The following is a 21,276-nucleotide window of genomic DNA, read 5'->3' as shown; positions in this document are numbered from 1 at the left end:
TGTCCGTCGGGGGCTGGAAACGCCGAAGGGCGCCTTCGACCGAGGTCGAAGGCGCCCTTCGGGTCAGCTCGTCAGCTGCGGCGGGCTCGCTTGGCCTTGCGCGGGGGCGGCAGGGCGCCTTCGGCGCGCAGCCGGGCCGCGTGCTCTGCCAGGGCGTCCACCAGGTCCTCGACGCGCGGGACCTCCGGCTGGACGTCGACCCGCAGGCCGAACTCCTTGGCCGTCTCCGCCGTGTTCGGGCCGATGCAGGCCACCAGCGTACGGGCGTGCGGCTTGCCCGCGATGCCGACCAGGTTGCGGACCGTGGACGACGAGGTGAAGCACACCGCGTCGAACCCGCCCGTCTTGATCATCTCGCGGGTCTCGGCGGGCGGCGGCGCGGCGCGGACGGTGCGGTAGGCCGTCACGTCGTCGACCTCCCAGCCGCGCTCGCGCAGCCCGGCCGACAGCGTCTCGGTGGCGATGTCCGCGCGCGGCAGCAGCACCCGGTCGACCGGGTCCAGGATGTCGTCGTGCGGTGGGAAGTCCTGCAGCAGGCCTTCGCTGGACTGGTCACCGGAGGGCAGCAGCTCCGGAATGATCCCGAATTCGCGCACCCGCTCCGCGGTGGACTCGCCGACGCAGGCGATCTTCACGCCGGAGAACGCACGGGCGTCCAGACCGAACTCGCCGAACTTCTCCCACACCGCCTTGACGGCGTTGGCCGAGGTGAACACCACCCACTGGTAGCGGCCGTCGACCAGGCCCTTGACCGCGCGCTCCATCTGCGCGGGGCTGCGCGGCGGCTCCACGGAGATCGTCGGCACCTCGTGCGAGACGGCGCCGTGCGACCACAGGCGCTCGCTCATCACGCCGGCCTGCTCCTTGGTGCGCGGCACCAGGACCTTCCAGCCGTACAGGGCGCGGGACTCCCACCAGGACAGCTTGCTGCGCTCGGACACGACCCCGCCGATGGTCACCACCAGGTGGCCTTGCAACTCACCTGCGTCGGCGGCCAGCGAGGCCAGCGTCGTGTCGATCGTGCGCTGCTGCACCGTGGTGCCGGAGGCGGTCACCGCGACCGGCGTGGTCGCGGCCTTGCCGTGCTCGACCAGTCGGGACGCGGCTTCGGCCAGGTGGCTGCCGGTGGTGTGCAGCACCAGCGCGCCGGGTGAGGCGGCCAGGGCCGCCCAGTCCACGTCGCCGCGGACGTCCACCTCGGTGTGCGCAGCGCCGAGCGCGACACCGGCGTAAGCCGGAACCGCGCTGCCACCAGCGACACCCGGAACCACGTCGAACGCGGCACCGGTCTTGGCGGCCTCCTGGACCTCGCGGACCACCGCGTCGGCGGTCAGCGGGTCACCGGCGACCAGGCGCACCACGCTGCGTCCGGTGGACGCCTCGTTGGCCAGGTCCTTTGCCACGTCGGCCGGGTCACCCACGGCGGGGCGCACTTCGGCACCGTCCGCGGCCAGGCCGACGATGTCAGCGGGAACGTCCGGGTCGGTCACCAGCAGGGCGGCGCGGGTGATCGCATCCCGGGCCCGAACGGTGAGCAACCCGGCGTCACCGGGTCCGGAGCCCACGAATGCAATCCGTCCGGGGTTCTTGCGTGCTCGGGTCATCAGGGCACTCCCCATCAACTACTGCTCGGGCCGCTGAGCAGTGCGGCTCGAGCTTCGATCAGCTGGGCGGCCAATTCACGGCCCAGCTGGTCAGCGGCGGTCGTCTCACCAGTGGCGGAGGCGCGGACCAACCGAGCGTCGTCGGCCGCTACCACCCCGCGCAGGGACAGCCGCAGCGCCACGCGCCCGTCCTCGTCGAGGTCCTCCACCACTTCGGCCAGCGCGCCGACCGGCGCGCTACAGCCCGCTTCGAGCGCGTTCAACATGCCGCGCTCGGCGGCCGCCGCGGCGCGGCTGGCCTGATCGTCCAAAACGGACTGCAGCAGGTGCTCGGTGTCCACGTCGTCGACGCGGCATTCCACTGCGAGCGCGCCCTGAGCGGGCGCGGGCAGCATCTGCAGTGGATCGAGCGTTTCCGTGATCACCTCGAGCCGGCCCACGCGGGCCAGGCCGGCGCGGGCGAGGACGACGGCGTCCAGCTCGCCGTCGGTCACCTTGCGCAGGCGGGTGTCCACATTGCCGCGGATGCTGCGCACCTCCAGTCCCAGGCCGAGGGCCCGGAGCTGGGTGGCGCGTCGCGGCGAACCGGTGCCCACAACGGAGCCCGGGGGCAATTCGCCGAGCGTCAGACCGTCCCGTGCCACCAGCGCGTCCCGCGGGTCCTCCCGGAGCGGGACAGCAGCCAGCGACAACCGGGGGTCCGGTTCGGTCGGCAGGTCCTTGAAGGAGTGCACCGCGACGTCCACCTCGTTGTTGGCCAGCGCTTCGCGCAGGGCCGAGGTGAACACGCCCACGCCGATCTCGGCGATCGGCGCCATCGACAGGTCGCCGGGCGTTTTCACGGAAACCAGCTGGGTCGGGTAACCCGCCTTCTCCAGCTGCTCGGCGACCTGCGAGCTCTGCGCCATCGCGAGAGCGCTGCCGCGGGTGCCGATGCGGAGGGTCTTGTTCAACGGTCCTCCCCGTCTTGTCCCTCTCGATCGCGCATCCGTGCCTGTGCGACGGTGGTCCCGGGCAGGCCTTCATCGGCCTGCGGGGCACCGAGCACCGCGGTGGTCTGCGGATCGAGTTCGAAGAGTTCTCGAAGTGCGTCGGCGTAACCGGCTCCGCCCGGCACCGACGCCAGTTCCTTGACCCGGACCGTGGGGGCGTGCAGCAGCTTGTCCACCACGCGGCGGACGGTGCGCGCCAGTTCGTCGCGCACGCCGCCGTCGAGCTCGGGCAGGCGCGAGTCCAGCCGCAGCAGCTCGCTGTCCACCACCTCGGCGGCGCGCTTGCGCAGCGCGGTCACGGTCGGGGTCACTTCTGCCGAGCGCTGCGCGGCGAGGTAGCCGCGCAGTTCCTCGGCGACGATCTGAGCGGCGCGCTCGGATTCGTTGCCGCCCTGCCGGTCGGCGAGCCGCTGCTGCAGGCTCTCCAGGTCGACGACGGTGACGCCGGGCAGCTCGGCCACGTCGGCGTCGATGTCGCGGGGCAGTCCGAGGTCGCAGCACAGCAGCGGCCGCTCGTCGCGCTCCGCCAGCGCGGCGGAGACCACGTCTGAGGTCACCACGGCACCGATCGCACCGGTGCAGGCCACCAGCAGGTCGGTCGCGGCGATCGCGCCGGAGAGGTCGCTGAGGTCCGCGATGCGCGCGTCGACGCCGTCGGCGCGCAGCGACTCGACCAGCCGCTCGCCGTTGGCAGGCGTGCGGTTGGCGATCACGACCTCGCCGATGCCTACGCGCTTGAGCTGCGCGGCGGCCAAGCCGCCCATCGAGCCCGCTCCGACGATCAGCGCGCTGCGCCCGGCCAGGCCGTCCAGCGCCACCTCGGCGTCGGCGAGCGCCTCGGAGACCACCGACGCGCCTTCAGCATCGATTCCGGTCTCGCTGTGCACCCGCTTGCCGACGCGCAGCGCCTGCTGGGCCAGCTCGTGCAGCGTCTTGCCGACGGTGCCGTTCTCGTCCGCGGTGCCGTAGGCCTGCCGCAGCTGGCCGAGGATCTGCGCCTCGCCGACGACCATCGAGTCCAGCCCGGCTGCAACCGAGAACAGGTGCTCGACGGCAGCGCCGGCGTAGTAGACGTAGAGGTGGTCGGACAGCTCGCGGAAGTCCTCGCCGGAGTGCCTGGTCAGCACCGAGCTGACGTCGTCCAGGCCGCCGTGGAAGGTCTCCGCGATCGCGTACACCTCGACCCGGTTGCAGGTCGAGATCACGAAGGCCTCGCACACGTGGTCCTGCTGCAGCAGTTCGTCGAGGATCTTGCGGACTTCGTCGCCGCTGATCGAGACCCGCTCCAGCACCCGGACCGGGGCGCTGCGATGGGAAATCCCGACGGTGAGCAGGTTCACAGCCGTTCCACCATCCTGTTCGCCGATTCGACCTCGCCTGACACCTGTTCGCCGGTGGTCCCCGGCGGCCCCAGGTCCGCACCGTCCACTTCGGACTGCGCGGCTGCTTCCTGCTGGCGCCGGGCCACGTGGAACGACAGGATCTGCATCTCCACCGCCAGGTCGACCTTGCGGACTTCGACGTCCTCGGGGACCTGCAGCACGACCGGCGCGAAGTTCAGGATGCACGAGACGCCACCGGCGACCAAACGGTCGCAGACCTCCTGGGCGCCCTGCACGGGCGTGGCAATCACGCCGATGGTGACCTCCCGCTCGGAGCAGACCTCGACGATGTCGTCGATGTGGCTCACGGGGATGCCGCCGACCGGCACGCCGACCAGATCGGGGTCCAGGTCGAACAGCGCCGACACCGGGAAGCCGCGACCCGGGAAGCCGCCGTAGTTGGCCAGCGCGTGGCCGAGGTTGCCGATGCCGACCACCGCGACGCTGTGCTTGCGGGTCAGGCCGAGGGTGCGCTCTATCTGCCCGATGAGCACAGCAACCTCGTAGCCGACACCGCGAGTGCCGTAGGAGCCGATGTAGGACAGGTCTTTGCGGAGCTTCGCGGAGTTGACACCCGCTGCGGCGGCCAACTCGTCGCTGGAGACCGTGGTGATGTCCTGCTCGGACAGGCCGGACAGGGCCCGCAGGTAGACCGCGAGGCGGGCGACGGCGGCTTCCGGGATCGCGCGGGCTCGCTCCCGAGCCGCGGGCACCTCGACCGACTGCTTGGACTCGACCCGGGAATCGGCCTCGGCCTGCCCGTCTCCGTCCTGCACGTCCGCTCCGTGGGCCGTCACGCTGGATCTCCCTCGCCCTGCTCGCTCACCTGTCCACCCGCCGCTCCGCCGCGAGTGGCTGTCGTGGTCGTCGACTTCCCGACTCATCCGCAGGCGGGGAGCACCGACACCGACCGGGTTTGCTCCTCGGCGGCATCGGCCCGGGTCCGCGGACGGCACCTGGTCGGCTGATCCGCACCGGAGTTCCGGCGGTCGGACCCCTACACCGTAACCACTTGTGAACGCATGCACAAAGTCGTCGCGGTCGTATCGGCCCGGAGGCGCAAACCTTCCCCGCCATCATTGCCGATAGCCCCCCGACGTGCCAAAACGCGTGGTCCAGGGCACGTGACGGGCGTCGCGCCGAGCGAGATCGCTTTCAGCCGGTCAGGGCGCGGCGGAAGCGCTCCTCCTCGACCCGCCAGAAGCCGTGCTCGTCGCCGTCGATCAAGATCACCGGGACCCGGTCACCGTACTCAGCGCGCAGTTCCGGGTCGGCGTCGACGTCCTGTGCAGACCACGTGGTGCCGAGCTCAGCGCAGATCCGGCGCACGTCGGCGATCGCGTCGTCGCACGCGTGGCAGCCATCGCGGGTCATCACGGTCACTTGGTGCATACCGCCGCTCCAGGGAGAGATTCGAGCCGATTTCCAGGGCTTCACGGTACCCAGCCGGACACCTCGGACCGTGCGGCAAATATCGCTGGTCAAGTGTCCAAAATCACCCCTTGGAGCGAGCGGGGGAGACACGATCGGACACGTTGCGTGACGTCACGATCACCGCGTTGCACTACCTACTTCTGAGTAACAACACGTATGCTGCTGCTCCAACGCCCACGCCCCCGGCGCAGCCCAGATGCGCCTGGGACCCGAACGAGCGACCCGAAACCGCCACGAACGACTGCTCGCTCGGCCCCCGGAGGCGGGTGTCCGCAGGACACCGCGACATGACGCCGGACCTGGTGCGTCTCCCCCGAGCACCGGGAACCGGCCCGCCAACGAAGGCAGGAGGTCGCAAGAGATGAGCAGCCCCAACGCGCTCGCACCCCCCGCCCCGGAAGTCGCCCGCCGCGTCGAGACCCCGCTCGCCCCGATATCGGGCAACTGGGCCTACGTCAGCGCAGCTCAGCAGGGCGACAACGACGCCTTCGGGCGCCTCTACGACGAGTACTCCCAGACCATCTACCGCTACGTGCTGTTCCGGGTCAGCGACCACTGCCTGGCCGAGGACATCACCAGCGAGACCTTCCTGCGCGCCCTGCGCCGGATCGCCTCGATCAGCTACCAGGGCCGCGACGTGGCCGCCTGGTTCATCACCATCGCTAAGAACCTGATCCTCGACCACATCAAGTCCAGCCGGTACCGGCTCGAGATTCCCACCTCGGACTGGACCGACAACCTCCCGACCCACCGCGTGCCCTTCGGTCCCGAGCAGCACGTGCTCACCGAGGCCACCCACCACGAGCTGCTGCGCTGCGTCCGTCAGCTCAATCCCGACCAGCGGGAATGCATCCGACTGCGGTTCCTGCAGGGCCTGTCGGTCACCGAGACCGCGGTCGCGATGCAGCGCAACGAGGGGGCTGTGAAGGCACTGCAGCACCGGGCGATCCGCCGCTTGGCGCAGCTGCTGCCGGACGATCTTCGCTGAACCGTTGCCGCGCCTGCCGGAGGTGCGCAAAGGTGGTTGCCGACAGGCTCTAAGCTAGAAGCCTGCTGAGCCGAACGGCCCAGGGTCGGCCAGACCAGGAACTTTCGCACGAACACTCCGGAGGACCCCAGGGAGGCGCGGCGGTGCCGACACGTCAGGGCTCGGCCGATGGCGCGGAGCAGCGCGGCCTGCCCACGACCGGGCAGGTCGACAGCGCGAAGGTGGCCGGTCGCGCTTCAGCGGAAGCCGCCGTCGCCGCGGCCCCCGGCCCGGACGGCTCGCTGGCCACTCCGCCCGATCTCACCGCGGCGGCGTTCTTCGACGTCGACAACACGATGATGATGGGCGCCTCGCTGTTCCACTTCGCCCGCGGACTGGCCGCCCGCAAGTTCCTCACCGCCACCGACCTCGCCGGGTTCGCCTGGCAGCAGCTGAAGTTCCGGGTCGGCGGCCAGGAGAACCACCAGGACATGCAGGCCAGCCGCGAGCAGGCGCTGTCGTTCGTGGCCGGCCGCAAGGTCTCCGAGCTGGTGGAGCTCAGCGAGGAGATCTACGACGAGCTGATGGCCGACCGGATCTGGGCGGGCACCCGGGCGCTGGCGCAGATGCACCTCGACGCCGGGCAGCGGGTGTGGCTGGTGACCGCGACGCCGGTCGAGCTGGCGCAGATCATCGCGCGCCGCCTCGGCCTGACCGGCGCGCTGGGCACGGTCGCGGAGAGCGAGAACGGCGTCTACACCGGGCGACTGGTCGGCGAGATGCTGCACGGGCGGGCCAAGGCGCACGCGGTGCGCGCGCTGGCGGCCAGCGAGGGCTTGGACCTGCGCCGCTGCACGGCGTACTCGGACTCGGCCAACGACATCCCGATGCTGTCGGTGGTCGGCACGGCGGTGGCGGTGAACCCGGACCAGCGGCTGCGCGACATCGCCCGCGCCCGCGACTGGGAAGTCCGCGACTTCCGCACCGGCCGCAAGGCCGCGCGCATCGGGCTGAACTCGATGCTCGGCGCCAGCGCCATCGCCGGCGCGATCGCAGCGGGCCTGGCCTACCGCCGCCGCGACCGCTCCTGACCACCCGCGATCTCCGCGATTTCAATCGCGTCGGGCCGACGGCGTCACTGGGCGGCGATGATGTCGACCATCCACGTGATGCCGAAGCGGTCGGTGCACATGCCGAAGACATCGCCCCACATCTGCTTCTCGAGCGGGACCGCGACGATGCCGTCCGTCGAGAGCTTCTCCCAGTAGCCGCGCAGTTCCGCGTCGTCGTCGCCGCTGAGGCTCACCGAGATGTTGTTGCCGGGCTTGTGCTCCGTGCCCGCTGGGACGTCCGCCGCCATCAGCGCGAAGCCGCGGTCGTTCTCCAGCATCGCGTGCATGATCTTGTCGGCTTCCCCCGCTTCGCCGATACCCGAGTCGCCGTAGGTGCTGGTCCGGAGGTTCCCACCGAAAACGCCCTGGTAGAACTCCATCGCCTGCTGAGCGGTTCCGTCGAAGCTGATGTACGGGTTGAGACGAGAAGACACCGGGGATCCCCCTTCGCTCGAACTCTGGGCTCTTGCAGGCTAGGCGTGCAGACCGACAGCGGCGCGCTGGAGAACTCGGGCCGGTGCGACGTCATCCCCGCCCACCGCACCGACCCGTCCGGCCGGGCGCACCCCACCCGACGCGCCCGGACGACCCGAGTTCAGGTCTGCGCGACGCGCTTGGCAGCGCTGCGGATGCGGAACGCGGTGATGATCTCCACGACGCCGACCACCACCAGCCAGGTCCCGCCGAACAGCACCAGCAGCGTGACCGAGGCAAGCGGCGACACGATCAGCACCACACCGCCCAGCGCGGTGAGGACGCCGAGGAAGATCTGCCAGCCGCGCGCGGGCATGTCGCGATCGGCTGCCGACGCGATGATCGCCGTGACGCCGCGGAACAGCCAACCGATCCCGATCCACAGACCTAGCAGCAGGATCGACTGCATCTCGCCGCGGAAGCACAGCAGTCCGAGCAGGATCGACAGCGCACCGCTGATGAACGCCAGCACGCGGATGGCGACCGAGGTGTGCGTGCCGAACGCGGCGACGATCTGCAGGACCCCGCTGACCAGCAGGTAGATGCCGAACAGCGCGCCCACCACGTGCAACGTCGCGGCCGGCCACACCAGTGCCAGCACGCCCACCACCAGAGAGCAGAGCCCGACCACCAGGATCGACTGCCACGCCATCTTCGCCAGCCGCTGCCCGAGCCGCGCGGGTTCCTCCGGAAAGACGCTCATGAACCATCCTCCGCACGGAGTCCAGGACCCCGCACTCCCGAACCCCGCGCGTCATCAATCCGGGTGGTCGCGCCCCGTTCGGGAACCACAGTTTCAATTGAAACTGTGATCCGGCGTGCCTGGGTTTTACAGTTTCAATTGAAACTGTGGTCACCCCGGATCACACCGCAGTGGAATCCTGTTGCCGGGTTCCGGATTGTTGTTCGGGGACCGAGGGGCGGGCGAGGGTGCAGAGGAGGTCGTCGTTCTCGATGGAGGCCAGGATGGTGTCGCCGGGGTGGACCTCGCCGCCGAGCAGCAGCTTGGAGATCCGGTTGTCCAGTTCGGACTGGATGGTGCGGCGCAGCGGGCGGGCGCCGAACTCCGGCTGGTAGCCGCGTTTGGTGAGCCAGCGCTTGGCGTCGTCGGTGACCTCCAGGTCCACCTCCTGCGCGCGCAGCAGCCGCTTGCTGCGGTCCAGCAGCAGCTCGACGATGTGCGACAGGTCCTCCTCGGCGAGCCGGTGGAAGATGATGATGTCGTCGATGCGGTTGAGGAACTCCGGCGCGAAGCCGAGGTGCAGGTCGTCCATCAGCTGATCGCGGATGTCCTCCACCCGGCCCTCGTGCGCGAGGATCCGCTGGGCGCCGATGTTGCTGGTCATGATCACCACGGTGTTGCGGAAGTCCACGGTGCGGCCCTGCGCGTCGGTGAGCCGGCCGTCGTCGAGCACCTGCAGCAACGCGTTGAACACGTCCCGGTGCGCCTTCTCGATCTCGTCGAACAGCAGCACGCTGTAGGGCTGGCGGCGGACCTTCTCGGTCAGCTGCCCGGCCTCCTCGTAGCCGACGTAACCGGGCGGTGCGCCGAGCAGCCGGGACACCGTGTGCCGCTCCTGGAACTCGCTCATGTCGAACCGGATCAGCCGGTGCTCGTCGCCGAAGAGCATCTCGGCCAGCGTCTTGGCCAGCTCCGTCTTGCCGACGCCGGTGGGGCCGAGGAACAGGAACGAGCCGATCGGCCGGTTCGGATCGCCCATCCCTGCCCGACTGCGTCGCACCGCCTCGGCCACCGCGGTGACCGCCTCGTCTTGGCCGACGACGCGGTCGTGCATCGCCTCCTCGAGCTTCAGCAGCCGTTCCTTCTCGCTCTCGGTCAGCTGCGAGACGGGAATGCCGGTGCGTTTGGACAGCACCTCGGCGATGTCCTGGACCGTGACGTCGGTGATGCCCTCCCGGCGCTCGACGATCCCGGCCAGCTCGCCTTCGGCGACCTCGATCTGATGTTTGAGCTCCGCGGCCCGGTCGAACTCCTCGGCCGCGACCGCCTAGTCCTTCTCCCGGTGCAGCTTGGCGATCTCGTCCTCGCGCTCGCGGGTCCCGGTGCTGCGGTGCAGCGTCCGCAGCCGCACCCGCGCGCCGGTCTGGTCGATCAGGTCGATGGCCTTGTCCGGTAGGAACCGGTCGCTGATGTAGCGGTCGGACAGCGTCGCGGCGGCGGCCAGCGCATCGTCGGTGAACCGCACGCCGTGGTGCGCTTCGTAGGAATCGCGCAGGCCTTCCAGGATCTGGATGGTCTCCTCGACGGTCGGCTCCGGAATCGTCACCGGCTGGAAACGGCGCTCCAGTGCGGCGTCCTTCTCGACGTGCCTGCGGTACTCGTCGATGGTGGTGGCGCCGACGACGTGCAGTTCTCCGCGCGCCAGGGCGGGTTTGAGGATGTTGCCCGCATCCATGCTGCCTTCGGCCGCGCCCGCGCCGACCACGGTGTGCATCTCGTCGATGAACAGGATCACCGAGCCCTCCGCCGCGCGGACCTCGTCGATGACCTTCTTCAGCCGCTGCTCGAACTCGCCGCGGTACTGCGCACCGGCCACCAGCCCGGTCAGGTCGAGCGCGACGACCCGCTTGTCCTGCAACGTTTCCGGGACGTCGCCGGAGACGATGCGCTGCGCGATGCCCTCCACGATCGCGGTCTTGCCAACGCCGGGCTCACCGATCAGCACCGGGTTGTTCTTGCTCCGCCGGGACAGGATCTCCACGGTCTGCTCGATCTCGTCGCCGCGACCGACCACGACGTCGACCTTGCCCGCGCGGGCCTCGGCGGTGAGGTCGCGGCCGTACTCGTCCAGCGTCGGGGTTTCGCTGCTCGGCGCGGCCGGGGTGCCTTCCGCCGCGGCGGAGCGCTCGACGCGGTCGCGGAGCCGGTCGGTGTTGATCTACTGCGTGTCCAGCAGCCGCACCGAAGCCGCGTCCGGATCGTCGAGCAGCGCGGCGAGGATGTGCTCCGGGCCGATGTCGGAGGCACCGACCGCCTGCGAGCGGGCGTGCGCGCTGATCAGGACCCGCTTGGCCGCCGGGGTCAGGCCGGGGTTCGCCGACGGCTGGGAGCTCTCGCCGGGCAGGATCTCGGCGATCCGCTCAGCGAGGTGGTCCGGTTCCGCCCCGGCCTGCTCCAGCAGCTTGCGCGTCGCGTCGACCTGGGTGGCGGCCCAGAGCAGGTGCTCGGTGTCCAGGTCGTCGCTGCCGTCCTGCTCGGCGCGGGCGGAGGCGCGGCGGATCAGGTCGGTGGCGGACTCGGTGAGCAGCCGTCCGATCGGCACCCGCTGCACGGCCGGCGGCGAGGTGCGCGGCGACATGCCGAAGAACCGGTTGAGCAGATCGGCGAAGGGATCCTGCGCGCCGAAGCCGGAAGGGAAGCTCATCATCCACCGCCAGAGCCTTCTAGGTCGGGAAACCTGGACGAAAGCCGCGCTCGACCACCCACGCAAAGCGCGTCTACCAGCCCAAATAGACCAACCCCGCGGCCCAGCCGCAACGCAGCGCCAACCCCCGCCCGGCCGTACAATCGCGCCGCCCCCGGGGAAGTCCGCAATTTCAATGGAAATCAGATGTCTGATTTCCATTGAAATTGCGGAAGTCGTCCACAGGCAGAGCCGGAGTTGTGGATCAGGTCAGCCGAGGAAGACGTTGGTGCGTTGGAAGAGCAAGCGATAGAGGGCCTGCTGGATGTTCTCGCGGACCTGGTCGCTGAGGCTGAACACCAGCATCGGGTCGTCCGCCGCGCCCTCCGGGTAGGACGCCGTCTCGATCGGCTCGCCGAACTCGATGTACCACTTCGACGGCAGCGGCACCGCGCCCAGCAGCCCGAAGTGCGGGAACAGCGGTGTGACCGGGAAGTACGGCACCCCGAGCAACCGGGCCAGCGGCTTGATGTCGGCCAGCTTCGGGTAGATCTCCTCGGCACCCACGATGGCGCAGGGCACGATCGGCGCCCCGGTGCGCAGCGCCGCCGAGACGAATCCGCCGCGCCCGAACCGCTGCAGCTTGTAGCGATCCTTGAACGGCTTGCCGATGCCCTTGAAGCCCTCCGGCCAGACGCCGACCAGCTCACCGTTGGTCAGCAGCCGCTCAGCGTCCGGGTTGCAGGCCAGCGTGTGCCCGGCCTTGCGGGCCAGCGCGCCGAGCACCGGCATCTGGAACACCAGGTCGGCGCCGAGCATCCGCAGGTGCCGCAAGTCCGGGTGGTGGTCGTGCAGCGCGACGGTCGTCATCAGCGCGTCCCACGGCAGCGTGCCGGAATGGTTGGCCACCACCAGCGCTCCGCTGTCCCCGGGCACGTTGTGGGTGCCGATGGCCTCCACCCGGAACCACTTGTCGTAGAACGGCCGCAGCAGCCGCAGGAAGACCTCGTCGGTCAGCTCCTCGTCGAAGCCGAACTCGTCGACCGCGTAGTCGCCGAGAAGCCGGCGGCGGGCGAAGGCGAGCACCTCGGTGACGGCGTCCTCCCAGCCGGGCTCGGTCGGCTCCGGGATTTGCTCCCGGTCCGCTGCCCGCAGCGGGATCACCTGCGCATCCGCCATCACGACTCCACATCCCGCGCGGTGCCGCGCAGCTTCATCACCAGGTCCCCGGCGCCGCGCTCGGCCGCCAGGACGGTTTCGGGGGCCACCACCGGCCGCAGGCCTCGACCGCTGACGAAGTCGTCGAACGCCTGCCGCGTGGTCCAGCGCGGGGTGAACCCGAACTGCTCTCGGAGCCTGGTCGTGTCCAGCACCCGACCGAAGTTGAGGTAGCGCAGCTGCTCGGCCGAGAAGTCGACCACCCGCGCGCTGCGGAAGAACTGCATCACCGGCAGCACCGCCGGACTCGGCAGCGGCAGTGCGATCCGACCGGCCCGCCGGATCGCCTGCGACAGCATCAGCACGCCGTCCCCGGCCACGTTGAACACCCCCGGATGCTCGCCCAGCGTCGCGCGCTCCAACACCGCCAGCGCGTCCTCGGAGTGCAGCAGCTGCAGCCGCGCGTCGAAGCCGAGCACGGTCGGCACCACCTGCAGGGCGAAGTAGCGGGTGAGCATCGCGTCGATGCGCGGGCCGATCAGGTTGCTGAACCGCAGCGTGGTGATGTCCACGTCGGAGCGCCGCCGTCCGAAGCCCCGCACGTAGCCCTCGATCTCCACCGCGTCCTTGGCGTAACCGGACGACGGCAGGTCCCTGGGCTCCATCTCCTCGGTGAACACCGCAGGATCCCGCGAACTCGACCCGTACACGGCGCACGTGGAGCGGACGACGACCTTCCGCACCTGCGGCGACTGCTGGCACGCGGCCAACAGCTGCATGGTGCCGATGACGTTCATCTCCTTCACCACGGCCCGCCCAGCGGGTCCGGAGTGGGTGTTGACCGCCGCGTGCACCACGGTGTCGACTCCAGCCCTGGCGATGACCTTGCCGATCAGGGGATTCCGGATGTCAGCCCGAACGAACTCGGTGCGCCCCATCCGCCGCAGCAGATCACGCCCGGGCTGCACGGTGTCCACACCCAGCACCCGGTCGATCGCAGGATTCGCAGCAAGCCGCGCAGCGAGGTACCCACCCAGAAAGCGACTGACCCCGGTCACCAACACGACGTTCGGGCCCATGCGACTCCCTGCACCGGAACCAATCCCACCGCGACCGATGCTACCGCCAACAGCACTACGCACAGCTACAACGAAGTAACCAGCAGAAACCCGACCCGATTCCAGGCGGGCGCGGAGGTTCCGCTACCCGCACCGCCACGCGAGAGGGCCACAACCTTCTACACACAAAAAACCGCCGCCGACAGCTGGTGTCGGCGGCGGGCGCTAGATCACTTGCCCAACTTGCGTCGCTGGACTCGCGTCTTGCGGAGCAGCTTGCGGTGCTTCTTCTTGGACATGCGCTTGCGGCGCTTCTTGATGACCGAGCCCATGCGGACTCCTTCACTCTTGACGGTTCGGACGTCTCCCGCGCCGGTACAGCCGCTATGAGCGCACCAGGCACGACCAACCCAAAACTTTACCTGCCCAGGTCCGGCGCCCTGCGGCCGTGGTCCTCGAAACGCCGCCGGGCACCGCTCGACGACCGTCGCGCAGGGCGCGCGACGATCGACTGCGGTGCCCGTCGACCTGTGTCAGCCCGCGTTGTAGTAGGCGCTCTCCAAGTAGGCGTGGACGTCCTTTTCCGCCACCCGAAATGACCGGCCGACGCGTGCTGCGGGCAGCTCGCCAGCGTGGACGAGCCGGTAGACCGTCATCTTCGACACCCGCATCAGCTTGGCGACCTCGGCGACGGTGAGGAACCGCACCTGGCCCATGTTCGGAGGTGCCTGTTGGCTGGGTTCGGAGTTCGCAGACATGCTTCACCGTGCCCTTCGGCACGTGTCGCGCCGTCGGCTTCCCCTCCGACGGAAACCTCACGCACGTGCTCTATCGAGAGTAGCGGGACGGCTGGGGAACCTGCGATGGCCGAACTACCTGAGTATTCGCCCGTCGGTCAGTCGCGGTCGTCGTGAGCCGCGCCGAGCTCCACGGACCGGTCACGAGCTGCCTCGATGGCGTCGATCAGCGCCGCCCGGACACCGTGCTTCTCCAGCTCGCGGATGCCCGCGATGGTGGTGCCGGCCGGGGAGGTGACCGCCTCGCGCAGCATCACCGGGTGCCCGCCGCCCTCACGGAGCATCGCGGCGGCGCCGACCGCCGACTGGACGATGAGGTCGGCTGCGGTGGCGCGCGGGATGCCCAGCAGGATGCCCGCGTCGATCATCGCTTCGACCAGGTAGAAGAAGTACGCCGGGCCGGAACCGGACAGCGCGGTGACCGCGTCCTGCTGGCTCTCCGGGACCCGCGCCACCTTGCCGACGCTGCCGAGCAGCTCCTCGACCAGAGCCAGGTCCGCGTCCGAGGCGTGGGCGCCGCCGGAGATGGCGCTCATGGCCTCGCCGACCAGCATCGGCGTGTTCGGCATGACCCGGACCACCGCGGTGCCTTCGGGCAACCGCCGCTCGAACAGCTTGGTGGGCAGGCCCGCGCACAGCGACACCACGAGCTTGCCGGACGGTAGGTTCGGGGCCATCTCGTCCAGCAGCGGTTCGATGTCCTGGGGCTTGACGGCGACGACGATGACGTCCGCGCGCTGCACCGCGGCGGCCACGTCCACGTGCGTGATGCCGTAGGTCTTGGTGAGCTCGGCCGCGCGGGTTGCGAACCGCTCGGTGAACAGCAGTTCCGCCGGCGCCCGTCCGGCCTTGAGCAGGCCCGTCAGCAGGGATTCCCCGATCTTTCCGGCTCCGAGTACGGCGATCGTCGTCATGCCGCTCAGGGTGCCAGAACACGCTCCGCGAACGACATCAGCCGCCCCATGACCGGTTCGCGGAGATCTCCCGAATCCCGATCACAGCAGCTACTGTGTCTGCCACCACAGCGCCCGCCACGGCCATGCGATGCAGACCGAAGGAGCTCTGACCATGTTCAGCACGATGCAGGACGGCCCCCTATCGATCGCCCGGATCCTCGAACAGGGCACCGGCCCGCACGGCGCATCAGGCCAGGTCATCACGTGGACCGGCGAGGGATCGCGGCGCCGCAGCTACGCCGACGTCGGCCGCCGGGTGGCGCAGCTCGCGCACGCGCTCCGCGGCCTCGGCATCACCGGTGACCAGCGGGTCGCCACGTTCATGTGGAACAACGCCGAGCACCTGGAGGCCTACCTCGCGGTGCCGTCGATGGGCGCCGTGCTGCACACGCTGAACATCCGGTTGTTCCCGGAACAGCTGGTCTACGTCGCCAACCACGCCGAGGACGAGGTGGTGCTGGTCGATCACACTCTGCTGCCGCTGTTCGGCAAGCTGCTCCCGGAGCTCAAGACGGTGCGGCACGTGGTCGTCGTAGGCGGCGACAAGGCCGCGCTGGAGGCTCCGCGGGGCGTCGAGGTGCACGGCTACGAGGAGTTACTGGCCGGGCATCCGATGGAGTTCGACTGGCCGGAGCTGGACGAGCGGTCGGCGGCGGCGATGTGCTACACCTCCGGCACCACGGCCAGCCCGAAGGGCGTCGTCTACTCGCACCGCTCGATCTACCTGCACTCGATGCAGGTGTGCATGACCGACGGGATGGCGTTGTCGCAGGCAGATCGCGCGCTGGCGGTCGTGCCGATGTTCCACGCGATGTCCTGGGGCCTGCCGTACGCGGCGTTCATGGTCGGCGCTTCGATCGTCATGCCGGACCGGTTCCTGCAGCCCGAGCCGCTGGCGAAGATGACCGCGGCGGAGCGCCCGACGATGGCCGCGGCGGTCCCGACGATCTGGCAGGGCGTGCTGCAGTACCTGTCGGCGAACCCGCACGACGTGTCCTCGCTGAAAGAGGTCGTGGTGGGTGGGGCGGCCTGCCCGCCGTCGCTGATGAAGACCTTCGAGGAGCAGTACGGCATCCCGGTGCTGCACGCCTGGGGCATGACGGAGACCTCGCCGCTGGGCAGCGTGGCCCGGCCGCCGGTCGGAGTCACCGGGGACGAGCTGTGGAAGTACCGGTCCAGCCAGGGACGGCTGCCCGCCGGCGTGCGGGCGCGGCTGGTCGGCGACGACGAGCAGGTGCTGCCGTGGGACGGCGAGAGCGTCGGTGAGCTGGAGGTCCGCGGGCCGTGGATCACCGCCGCCTACTACGGCGACGACGATCCGGAGAAGTTCCACGACGGCTGGCTGCGCACCGGCGACGTCGGATACATCAGCTCGGACGGCTTCCTGCAGCTGACCGACCGGGCCAAGGACGTGATCAAGTCCGGTGGCGAGTGGATCTCCTCGGTGGACCTGGAGAACAAGGTGATGGACCACCCGGCGGTCGCCGAGGCGATGGTGATCGGGGTGCCGGACGAGAAGTGGTCGGAGCGCCCGCTGGCGGCAGTGGTGCTGCGCGACGGTCAGCAGGCCGACGCCGAGGAGCTGCGCGACTTCCTGGCGGGCTCGCTGGCGAAGTGGCAGGTCCCGGAGTACTGGACGTTCATCGCGGAGGCGCCGAAGACCAGCGTCGGCAAGTTCGACAAGAGGCGCCTCCGCCAGCAGCACTCCGAAGGCCAGCTCGACGTCACCCACCTGGCCTGACCGCGGTCGTGAGTGCGCAGCAGTGCTCCAGCACAGCTGCGCACTCACCACCTCACGACGAGAGAGCTAGTTGGCGGGCTTGGCAGACGAGGCGACCCACCGAGTCCACGACCGTGACGTCCTCGTCGAACCACTGGCCTTGGACCGCTCGGCAGTCCACCGCGAGGCGGAGCCAGCCGTTGGCCGGGGGCGTGCGGAGCAGGGCCGTCAGCTGGACCGTCGGGGCCCAGCCCATGCGGGCCAGGTTCAGCGTGACCGGCACGGCCAGATCCCCTGCGACCAGACCGAACAGCAGGTCCGGCTGGGCTTCCCGGGGCTTGACCCACATCCGAAGGCGGGGCGGTCCGGTGCGGCCGTCGAGGAACTCCGCGGTGCCCGCGTCCAGCCGCATGTCGCAGACCTTGGCCAGTGAGAAGAACTTCCGCGCTTCGCTGGCACCGAGATCGATCGCGTTCGACGGCGGGTTCACCGGCATCTCGGGCAGCTGCGACCACGTCGGCTCGCCCTCCGGGGACTTGCCGAGGGTGATCGTGGCGTCGACGCAGGTCTTCCCGCTCTGCTCGAGCAGCGCCCGGGCCGCGGTCACCGTCTTGCCCGCCTTGAGGACCTCGGTGCGGATCAGCACCGGTCCCACCTTGGGCGGCCGCAGGTACTGCGCGCTGACCGCCAGCGGATCGAGCCCGGTCAGGTCGCCGAGCGACTTGGTCAGCAGCGTGAGCAGGTAACCGCCGTGCGGCCGGCCGCCCACGGCCCATTCCGGATGCAGGTTGGCGACGAAGCTGCCGTCGCCGAGCGGGCGCACCGAGGTGGCCGCTGCGAAGGGGTCCAGGGCCTCGGTCACATGCGGTCCAGTGGTCGACTGCGCTCGACGACCGATGCGCGCAACGTGTTCATGTTCACTGATACTAGTGACCTCAACCCGAAGTTGATCATTCCGGTCAGTGCCCGCCTTGCTGAGGTTCCGCCACCTGCACCACCAAGCAAAACGAGTGCGTCAGACAGGCGTTCAGGTCAGGGACAGCGGCTGCAGGTGAAGTCGGGTGAACAGCAGCGCTTCGGACAGCAATGCCGCCCGCTGCTGGGGATTGCGCGCCTTGCGGGTGTTGATCTCGAGCACGACAGACCCCTGGTAGCCGTCGGCCGCGAGGGCTTCGCAGACCTCAGCGCAAGGCTGATTCCCCTGCCCCGGCACCAGGTGCTCGTCCCGCGGCGCACCCGTCCCGTCGGCCAGGTGCACGTGCGCGAGACCGCCCTTCATGCGCTTGAGCAGGTCTATGGGGTCCACGTGCGAGGCGGCGGCGTGCGACACGTCGAGCGTGTAGTTGCGGAAGCCCACCTCGGTCGGATCCGGCGACGGCTTGAACGCGGAGAGCCCGCTGGCCTTCCCGCCGCGCAGCCGGTTCAGCGTGCTCGGCGGGCGCAGCGGGAACATGTTCTCCACCGCGACCGCGATGCCGCTGGTCTCCTCCAGCTCCGCGACCAGCTCGTTAAACCCGTCGGCGTAGCGGCGCTGCCAGCGGAACGGCGGGTGCACGACCACCGTGGACGCGCCCAGCTCGCTGGCCGCCACCACGGCCCGGCGCAGCCGTTCTTCAGGTTCCGGCGACCAGACCCGCTGGGTGATCAGCAGGCAGGGCGAGTGGACCGCCAGGATCGGCACCCCGTGCTGCTCGGAAAGCCGGTGCAGCGCATCGACGTCCTGGCTGACCGCGTCCGCCCACACCATCACCTCGACCCCGTCGAAGCCGAGGTCGGCGGCCATCTCGAAAGCAGCGCGGGCTGGTTGCGGCCACACTGAGGCGCTGGACAACCCGACCGGGATGCGTCCCGGGGCGTCCTCGCGCGGTGGCGGTTGCACTGTCATGTCCTGCCAAGGATGACCGACGATCGCTGGGTGGTCACGCGGCGGTGCCGCAAACGGCGAACAGCTCACACCGCGGTGTTCCGCAGTGTGAGTGTGCCAAACCTGGTCCTGTCCCAGTCGCGCAGTACCGCCACCGCTAGTGGCTGATCAGCAGCAAAGCAGCTGGGGACACGGTGCAGAACAAGCCGACGAGCACTGCGAGCAGGATCGTCTGCAGATCGTTGTTGCGCAGGAACTTCCACGCGATCAGCACCAGCAGACCGGTGAACAGCAGCGCAGCACCCAGGGCAGCCATCGCGTGGAAACCCCAGAGCCAGCGGAAACCGAACCAGACCGCGCCACCGGCGACGAGACCAGCGACGCCCTGCAGCACCAGCGTGCCCCACTCCTTGGCGGGCGACGGCGGCTCGGCGTCCTCCTCCTCGTCGCGGTAGTCGTCCGCGTCCATCCCGGCGGGCAGCTCGGGGTCGTAGTCGTCCTCGTCGGCGTACTGCGCCTCGGGCTCCTCGAAGGAGTCGAAGTCGTACGGGTCCTCGTCCTCGTGCTTCGGCTCTTCCTCGACCGGCTCCGGCTTGGACTTGGCGACCGGGACTGGCGGAACGGCCATCACCTCGGTGCCCTCGACGTCCGGCCGTGGCCGAACGGCAGGCGCTGCCACGCGCGGCAGCTGCTCGGTGACGCCCTCGGGCGGCCTGGGCTTCTTGGACGCCGTCGGCGGCACCGGCGGCGCGTCCGCGCGCAGCGCGGGCTGCTGGATGGTCGCCTCGGCATCGCCTTCTGCCGGCGCGGGCTTCTTGCCACCGGCGCTGGCGAACCGCTGAGCCCAGTAGCTCGCACCACCAGCCTGATTGGCGGAAGCATCAGCTTCCGGAACCTCGGGAGCTGACTGCTCAGGTTCCGGAGCAACCGGAGTAGCCGGAGGCTGTTGAGCCGCGGGCAGCGGGGCAGCCGACGGGGGACCGGTCGGCGGCTGAGCGACGGGAGGCTGAGCAGCTGGAGGCTGGGCCTCGGGAGGCGGGGTGGCCGGTCGACGACCGGAGACCCGGTGGCTGCGGTGCTGCGGCGGCTCGGCGTCGGGCTGGATGGCCCGCATCTGGCCGCTGTCCGACAGCACCCGCTCGATGATCGCCTGCGGCGCGGTCTCGCTCGGGTCCTCGGCTCGCCTGCGCCGACGGCGGTTGTTGTTGCCGCCGCCCTTCTGCCCGCCGCTGTTGCCGTACTCGGCCAGCAGCTCCGCCACTGTCCGCTGGGTGGGCTGATCGGCCCCGCTGTCCCGATTCATCGCTCCCACCGTGCCCCGTGCTCCGTCCGGCGTCCAGTTCCGTCCTCGGTCCCGGCGAGCCGCAACGCCGCTCGGGCCTGGATGGCAGTGTGACTGTCTCCGTTGGTGTGGTCCAGTCGCCGCAGGATCACCCCTTCTCGCAACGCCCAGGGGCAGATGTCGAGTTCCTTCACCCCGAGGGCCTTCATGGTGGCCTCCGCCACTAGCGCACCGCCAACGAGCTGGTGGGCCCGCGCGGCGCTGACCCCGTCGAGGGCGGCCAGGTCCTGCGACGACATGCGGGTGATGAACGAGACCAGCTGGCGCAGGCCGGTGTCGGTGAGGCTGCGCGGCACCCGCGGACCGGCCGAGGCCGGGGCGGCGCCGGTCAGCCTGGCCAGCGACCGGAAGGTCTTGGAGCTGGCCACCGCCCGGTCCGGTCGGCTGAGCTTGCGGAACTGCTTGGCGGTGGGCGCGAGCTGGCCCTGCAGCCATTCGCGGAGCTTCTTGACCTCGCTCTGGCGCGGCGGGTCGCCCAGCATGGTGCGGGCCATCCGCCCGGCGCCCAGCGGCAGCGACACCGCCAGGTCGGGCTGCTCGTCGATGCCCATCGCCAGCTCCAGCGAGCCGCCGCCGATGTCGAGCATCAGCAGGTTGCCCGCAGACCAGCCGAACCAGCGGCGCGCGGCCAGGAAGGTGAACCGGGCCTCGTCCTCGCCCGGCAGCACCTCCAGCTCGATGCCGGTCTCAGCCGCCACTTGGGCGAGCACTTCGGCGACGTTGTCCGCGTCGCGTATCGCCGAGGTCGCGAAGGCCATCAGCTCCTCGCAACCGGCCGCGATCGCCGACTCCTGAGCGTCGGCGACGGTGCGGACCAGCTCGGCGGCGTCGTCCTCGCTGAGGCGGCCGCCGTGCGCGCCGATCCGCTCGGCCAACCGCAGCACGGTCTTGTCCGATGTCATCGGGGTCGGATGGGCACCACGATGTGCGTCCACCACGAGCAGGTGGACGGTGTTTGATCCGACGTCGAGCACCCCTAGGCGCATGACCGACAAATTACCGGCTGCGCACGCGACCGGGGGCCAGGTGGGCCCGCAAACGGCCCACCCGA

General features: G+C 70.0%; 19 protein-coding genes and 1 pseudogene. 3 read left to right on the top strand and 17 right to left on the bottom strand.

The window, feature by feature from the left end; translation table 11 throughout:
- Positions 1-71: 71 nt before the first annotated feature.
- From ACWCO2_RS07050 to ACWCO2_RS07030, 5 genes are all read right to left on the bottom strand, one after another.
- Positions 72-1,604, bottom strand: coding sequence for a uroporphyrinogen-III synthase (locus ACWCO2_RS07050; RefSeq protein ID WP_450126790.1), 1,533 nt, complete (start codon positions 1,602-1,604; stop codon positions 72-74).
- Positions 1,605-1,618: 14 nt separating this feature from the next.
- Positions 1,619-2,557 carry a hydroxymethylbilane synthase gene (gene hemC / locus ACWCO2_RS07045; RefSeq protein ID WP_270950781.1) on the bottom strand — a complete coding sequence of 313 codons (939 nt, stop codon included), beginning with the start codon at positions 2,555-2,557 and terminating at the stop codon, positions 1,619-1,621.
- Positions 2,554-3,936 (bottom strand): glutamyl-tRNA reductase, encoded by a 1,383-nt coding sequence (locus ACWCO2_RS07040; protein WP_450126789.1) that lies wholly within the window; start codon positions 3,934-3,936, stop codon positions 2,554-2,556. Before ACWCO2_RS07040 ends, hemC begins: the two co-directional genes overlap by 4 nt.
- Positions 3,933-4,775 carry a redox-sensing transcriptional repressor Rex gene (locus tag ACWCO2_RS07035; protein WP_450126788.1) on the bottom strand — a complete coding sequence of 281 codons (843 nt, stop codon included), beginning with the start codon at positions 4,773-4,775 and terminating at the stop codon, positions 3,933-3,935. The genes ACWCO2_RS07040 and ACWCO2_RS07035 overlap by 4 nt, the downstream gene beginning before the upstream one ends.
- A gap of 358 nt (positions 4,776-5,133) precedes the next feature.
- Complete coding sequence (locus ACWCO2_RS07030) at positions 5,134-5,370, bottom strand: glutaredoxin family protein (protein WP_450126787.1); 237 nt, start codon at positions 5,368-5,370, stop codon at positions 5,134-5,136.
- 403 nt (positions 5,371-5,773) lie between these two features.
- Between ACWCO2_RS07030 and ACWCO2_RS07025 the strand changes: the two genes are divergently transcribed.
- Together ACWCO2_RS07025 and ACWCO2_RS07020 are read left to right on the top strand one after the other, a co-directional pair.
- A complete protein-coding gene (locus tag ACWCO2_RS07025; RefSeq protein WP_450126786.1) occupies positions 5,774-6,400 on the top strand; it encodes a sigma-70 family RNA polymerase sigma factor in 627 nt (208 codons plus the stop codon).
- A gap of 188 nt (positions 6,401-6,588) precedes the next feature.
- Positions 6,589-7,470: an HAD family hydrolase gene (locus tag ACWCO2_RS07020; RefSeq protein ID WP_450126861.1), complete on the top strand. Its 882-nt coding sequence runs from the start codon at positions 6,589-6,591 to the stop codon at positions 7,468-7,470.
- 44 nt (positions 7,471-7,514) lie between these two features.
- Here ACWCO2_RS07020 and ACWCO2_RS07015 read toward each other — a convergent pair whose 3' ends face one another.
- The 8 genes and pseudogenes from ACWCO2_RS07015 to proC all read right to left on the bottom strand — a co-directional run bounded on the left by ACWCO2_RS07015 (position 7,515) and on the right by proC (position 15,257).
- A complete protein-coding gene (locus ACWCO2_RS07015; RefSeq protein WP_450126785.1) occupies positions 7,515-7,925 on the bottom strand; it encodes a VOC family protein in 411 nt (136 codons plus the stop codon).
- A gap of 161 nt (positions 7,926-8,086) precedes the next feature.
- Positions 8,087-8,668 (bottom strand): HdeD family acid-resistance protein, encoded by a 582-nt coding sequence (locus tag ACWCO2_RS07010; RefSeq protein ID WP_450126784.1) that lies wholly within the window; start codon positions 8,666-8,668, stop codon positions 8,087-8,089.
- Positions 8,669-8,828: 160 nt separating this feature from the next.
- Positions 8,829-11,351, bottom strand: a pseudogene (locus ACWCO2_RS07005) (ATP-dependent Clp protease ATP-binding subunit).
- A gap of 249 nt (positions 11,352-11,600) precedes the next feature.
- The gene (locus ACWCO2_RS07000) at positions 11,601-12,509 is read right to left on the bottom strand and encodes a lysophospholipid acyltransferase family protein (protein ID WP_450126783.1); all 909 of its coding nucleotides are present in this window, start codon (positions 12,507-12,509) and stop codon (positions 11,601-11,603) included.
- Positions 12,509-13,567, bottom strand: a complete 1,059-nt coding sequence (locus tag ACWCO2_RS06995; protein ID WP_450126782.1) for an NAD-dependent epimerase/dehydratase family protein — start codon at positions 13,565-13,567, stop codon at positions 12,509-12,511. The genes ACWCO2_RS07000 and ACWCO2_RS06995 overlap by 1 nt, the downstream gene beginning before the upstream one ends.
- A 209-nt stretch (positions 13,568-13,776) precedes the next feature.
- Positions 13,777-13,878 (bottom strand): 30S ribosomal protein bS22, encoded by a 102-nt coding sequence (locus ACWCO2_RS06990; RefSeq protein ID WP_010241351.1) that lies wholly within the window; start codon positions 13,876-13,878, stop codon positions 13,777-13,779.
- A 201-nt stretch (positions 13,879-14,079) separates the two neighbouring features.
- Positions 14,080-14,304 (bottom strand): helix-turn-helix domain-containing protein, encoded by a 225-nt coding sequence (locus ACWCO2_RS06985; protein ID WP_150067011.1) that lies wholly within the window; start codon positions 14,302-14,304, stop codon positions 14,080-14,082.
- Positions 14,305-14,441: 137 nt separating this feature from the next.
- On the bottom strand, positions 14,442-15,257 hold the full coding sequence (proC, locus tag ACWCO2_RS06980; RefSeq protein WP_450126781.1) for a pyrroline-5-carboxylate reductase: 816 nt from the start codon (positions 15,255-15,257) through the stop codon (positions 14,442-14,444).
- Between the two features lie 154 nt (positions 15,258-15,411).
- On the opposite strand from proC, the gene ACWCO2_RS06975 reads away from it, so the two are divergent.
- Positions 15,412-17,040 carry a long-chain fatty acid--CoA ligase gene (locus ACWCO2_RS06975; protein ID WP_450126780.1) on the top strand — a complete coding sequence of 543 codons (1,629 nt, stop codon included), beginning with the start codon at positions 15,412-15,414 and terminating at the stop codon, positions 17,038-17,040.
- A gap of 52 nt (positions 17,041-17,092) precedes the next feature.
- Here ACWCO2_RS06975 and ACWCO2_RS06970 read toward each other — a convergent pair whose 3' ends face one another.
- From ACWCO2_RS06970 to ACWCO2_RS06955, 4 genes are all read right to left on the bottom strand, one after another.
- Positions 17,093-17,881 (bottom strand): thioesterase family protein, encoded by a 789-nt coding sequence (locus tag ACWCO2_RS06970; protein WP_450126779.1) that lies wholly within the window; start codon positions 17,879-17,881, stop codon positions 17,093-17,095.
- Positions 17,882-18,046: 165 nt separating this feature from the next.
- A complete protein-coding gene (locus tag ACWCO2_RS06965) occupies positions 18,047-18,904 on the bottom strand; it encodes a sugar phosphate isomerase/epimerase family protein (protein ID WP_450126778.1) in 858 nt (285 codons plus the stop codon).
- A gap of 136 nt (positions 18,905-19,040) precedes the next feature.
- Positions 19,041-20,186 (bottom strand): hypothetical protein, encoded by a 1,146-nt coding sequence (locus ACWCO2_RS06960; protein ID WP_450126777.1) that lies wholly within the window; start codon positions 20,184-20,186, stop codon positions 19,041-19,043.
- Positions 20,183-21,211, bottom strand: a complete 1,029-nt coding sequence (locus ACWCO2_RS06955) for a Ppx/GppA phosphatase family protein (protein WP_450126776.1) — start codon at positions 21,209-21,211, stop codon at positions 20,183-20,185. Before ACWCO2_RS06955 ends, ACWCO2_RS06960 begins: the two co-directional genes overlap by 4 nt.
- Positions 21,212-21,276: the final 65 nt, after the last annotated feature.

This window comes from Saccharopolyspora sp. NPDC002376 (genome assembly GCF_053593195.1).
The sequence above is the reverse complement of the archived record's forward strand: the minus strand, read 5'-3'. Positions and strand labels throughout refer to the sequence as shown.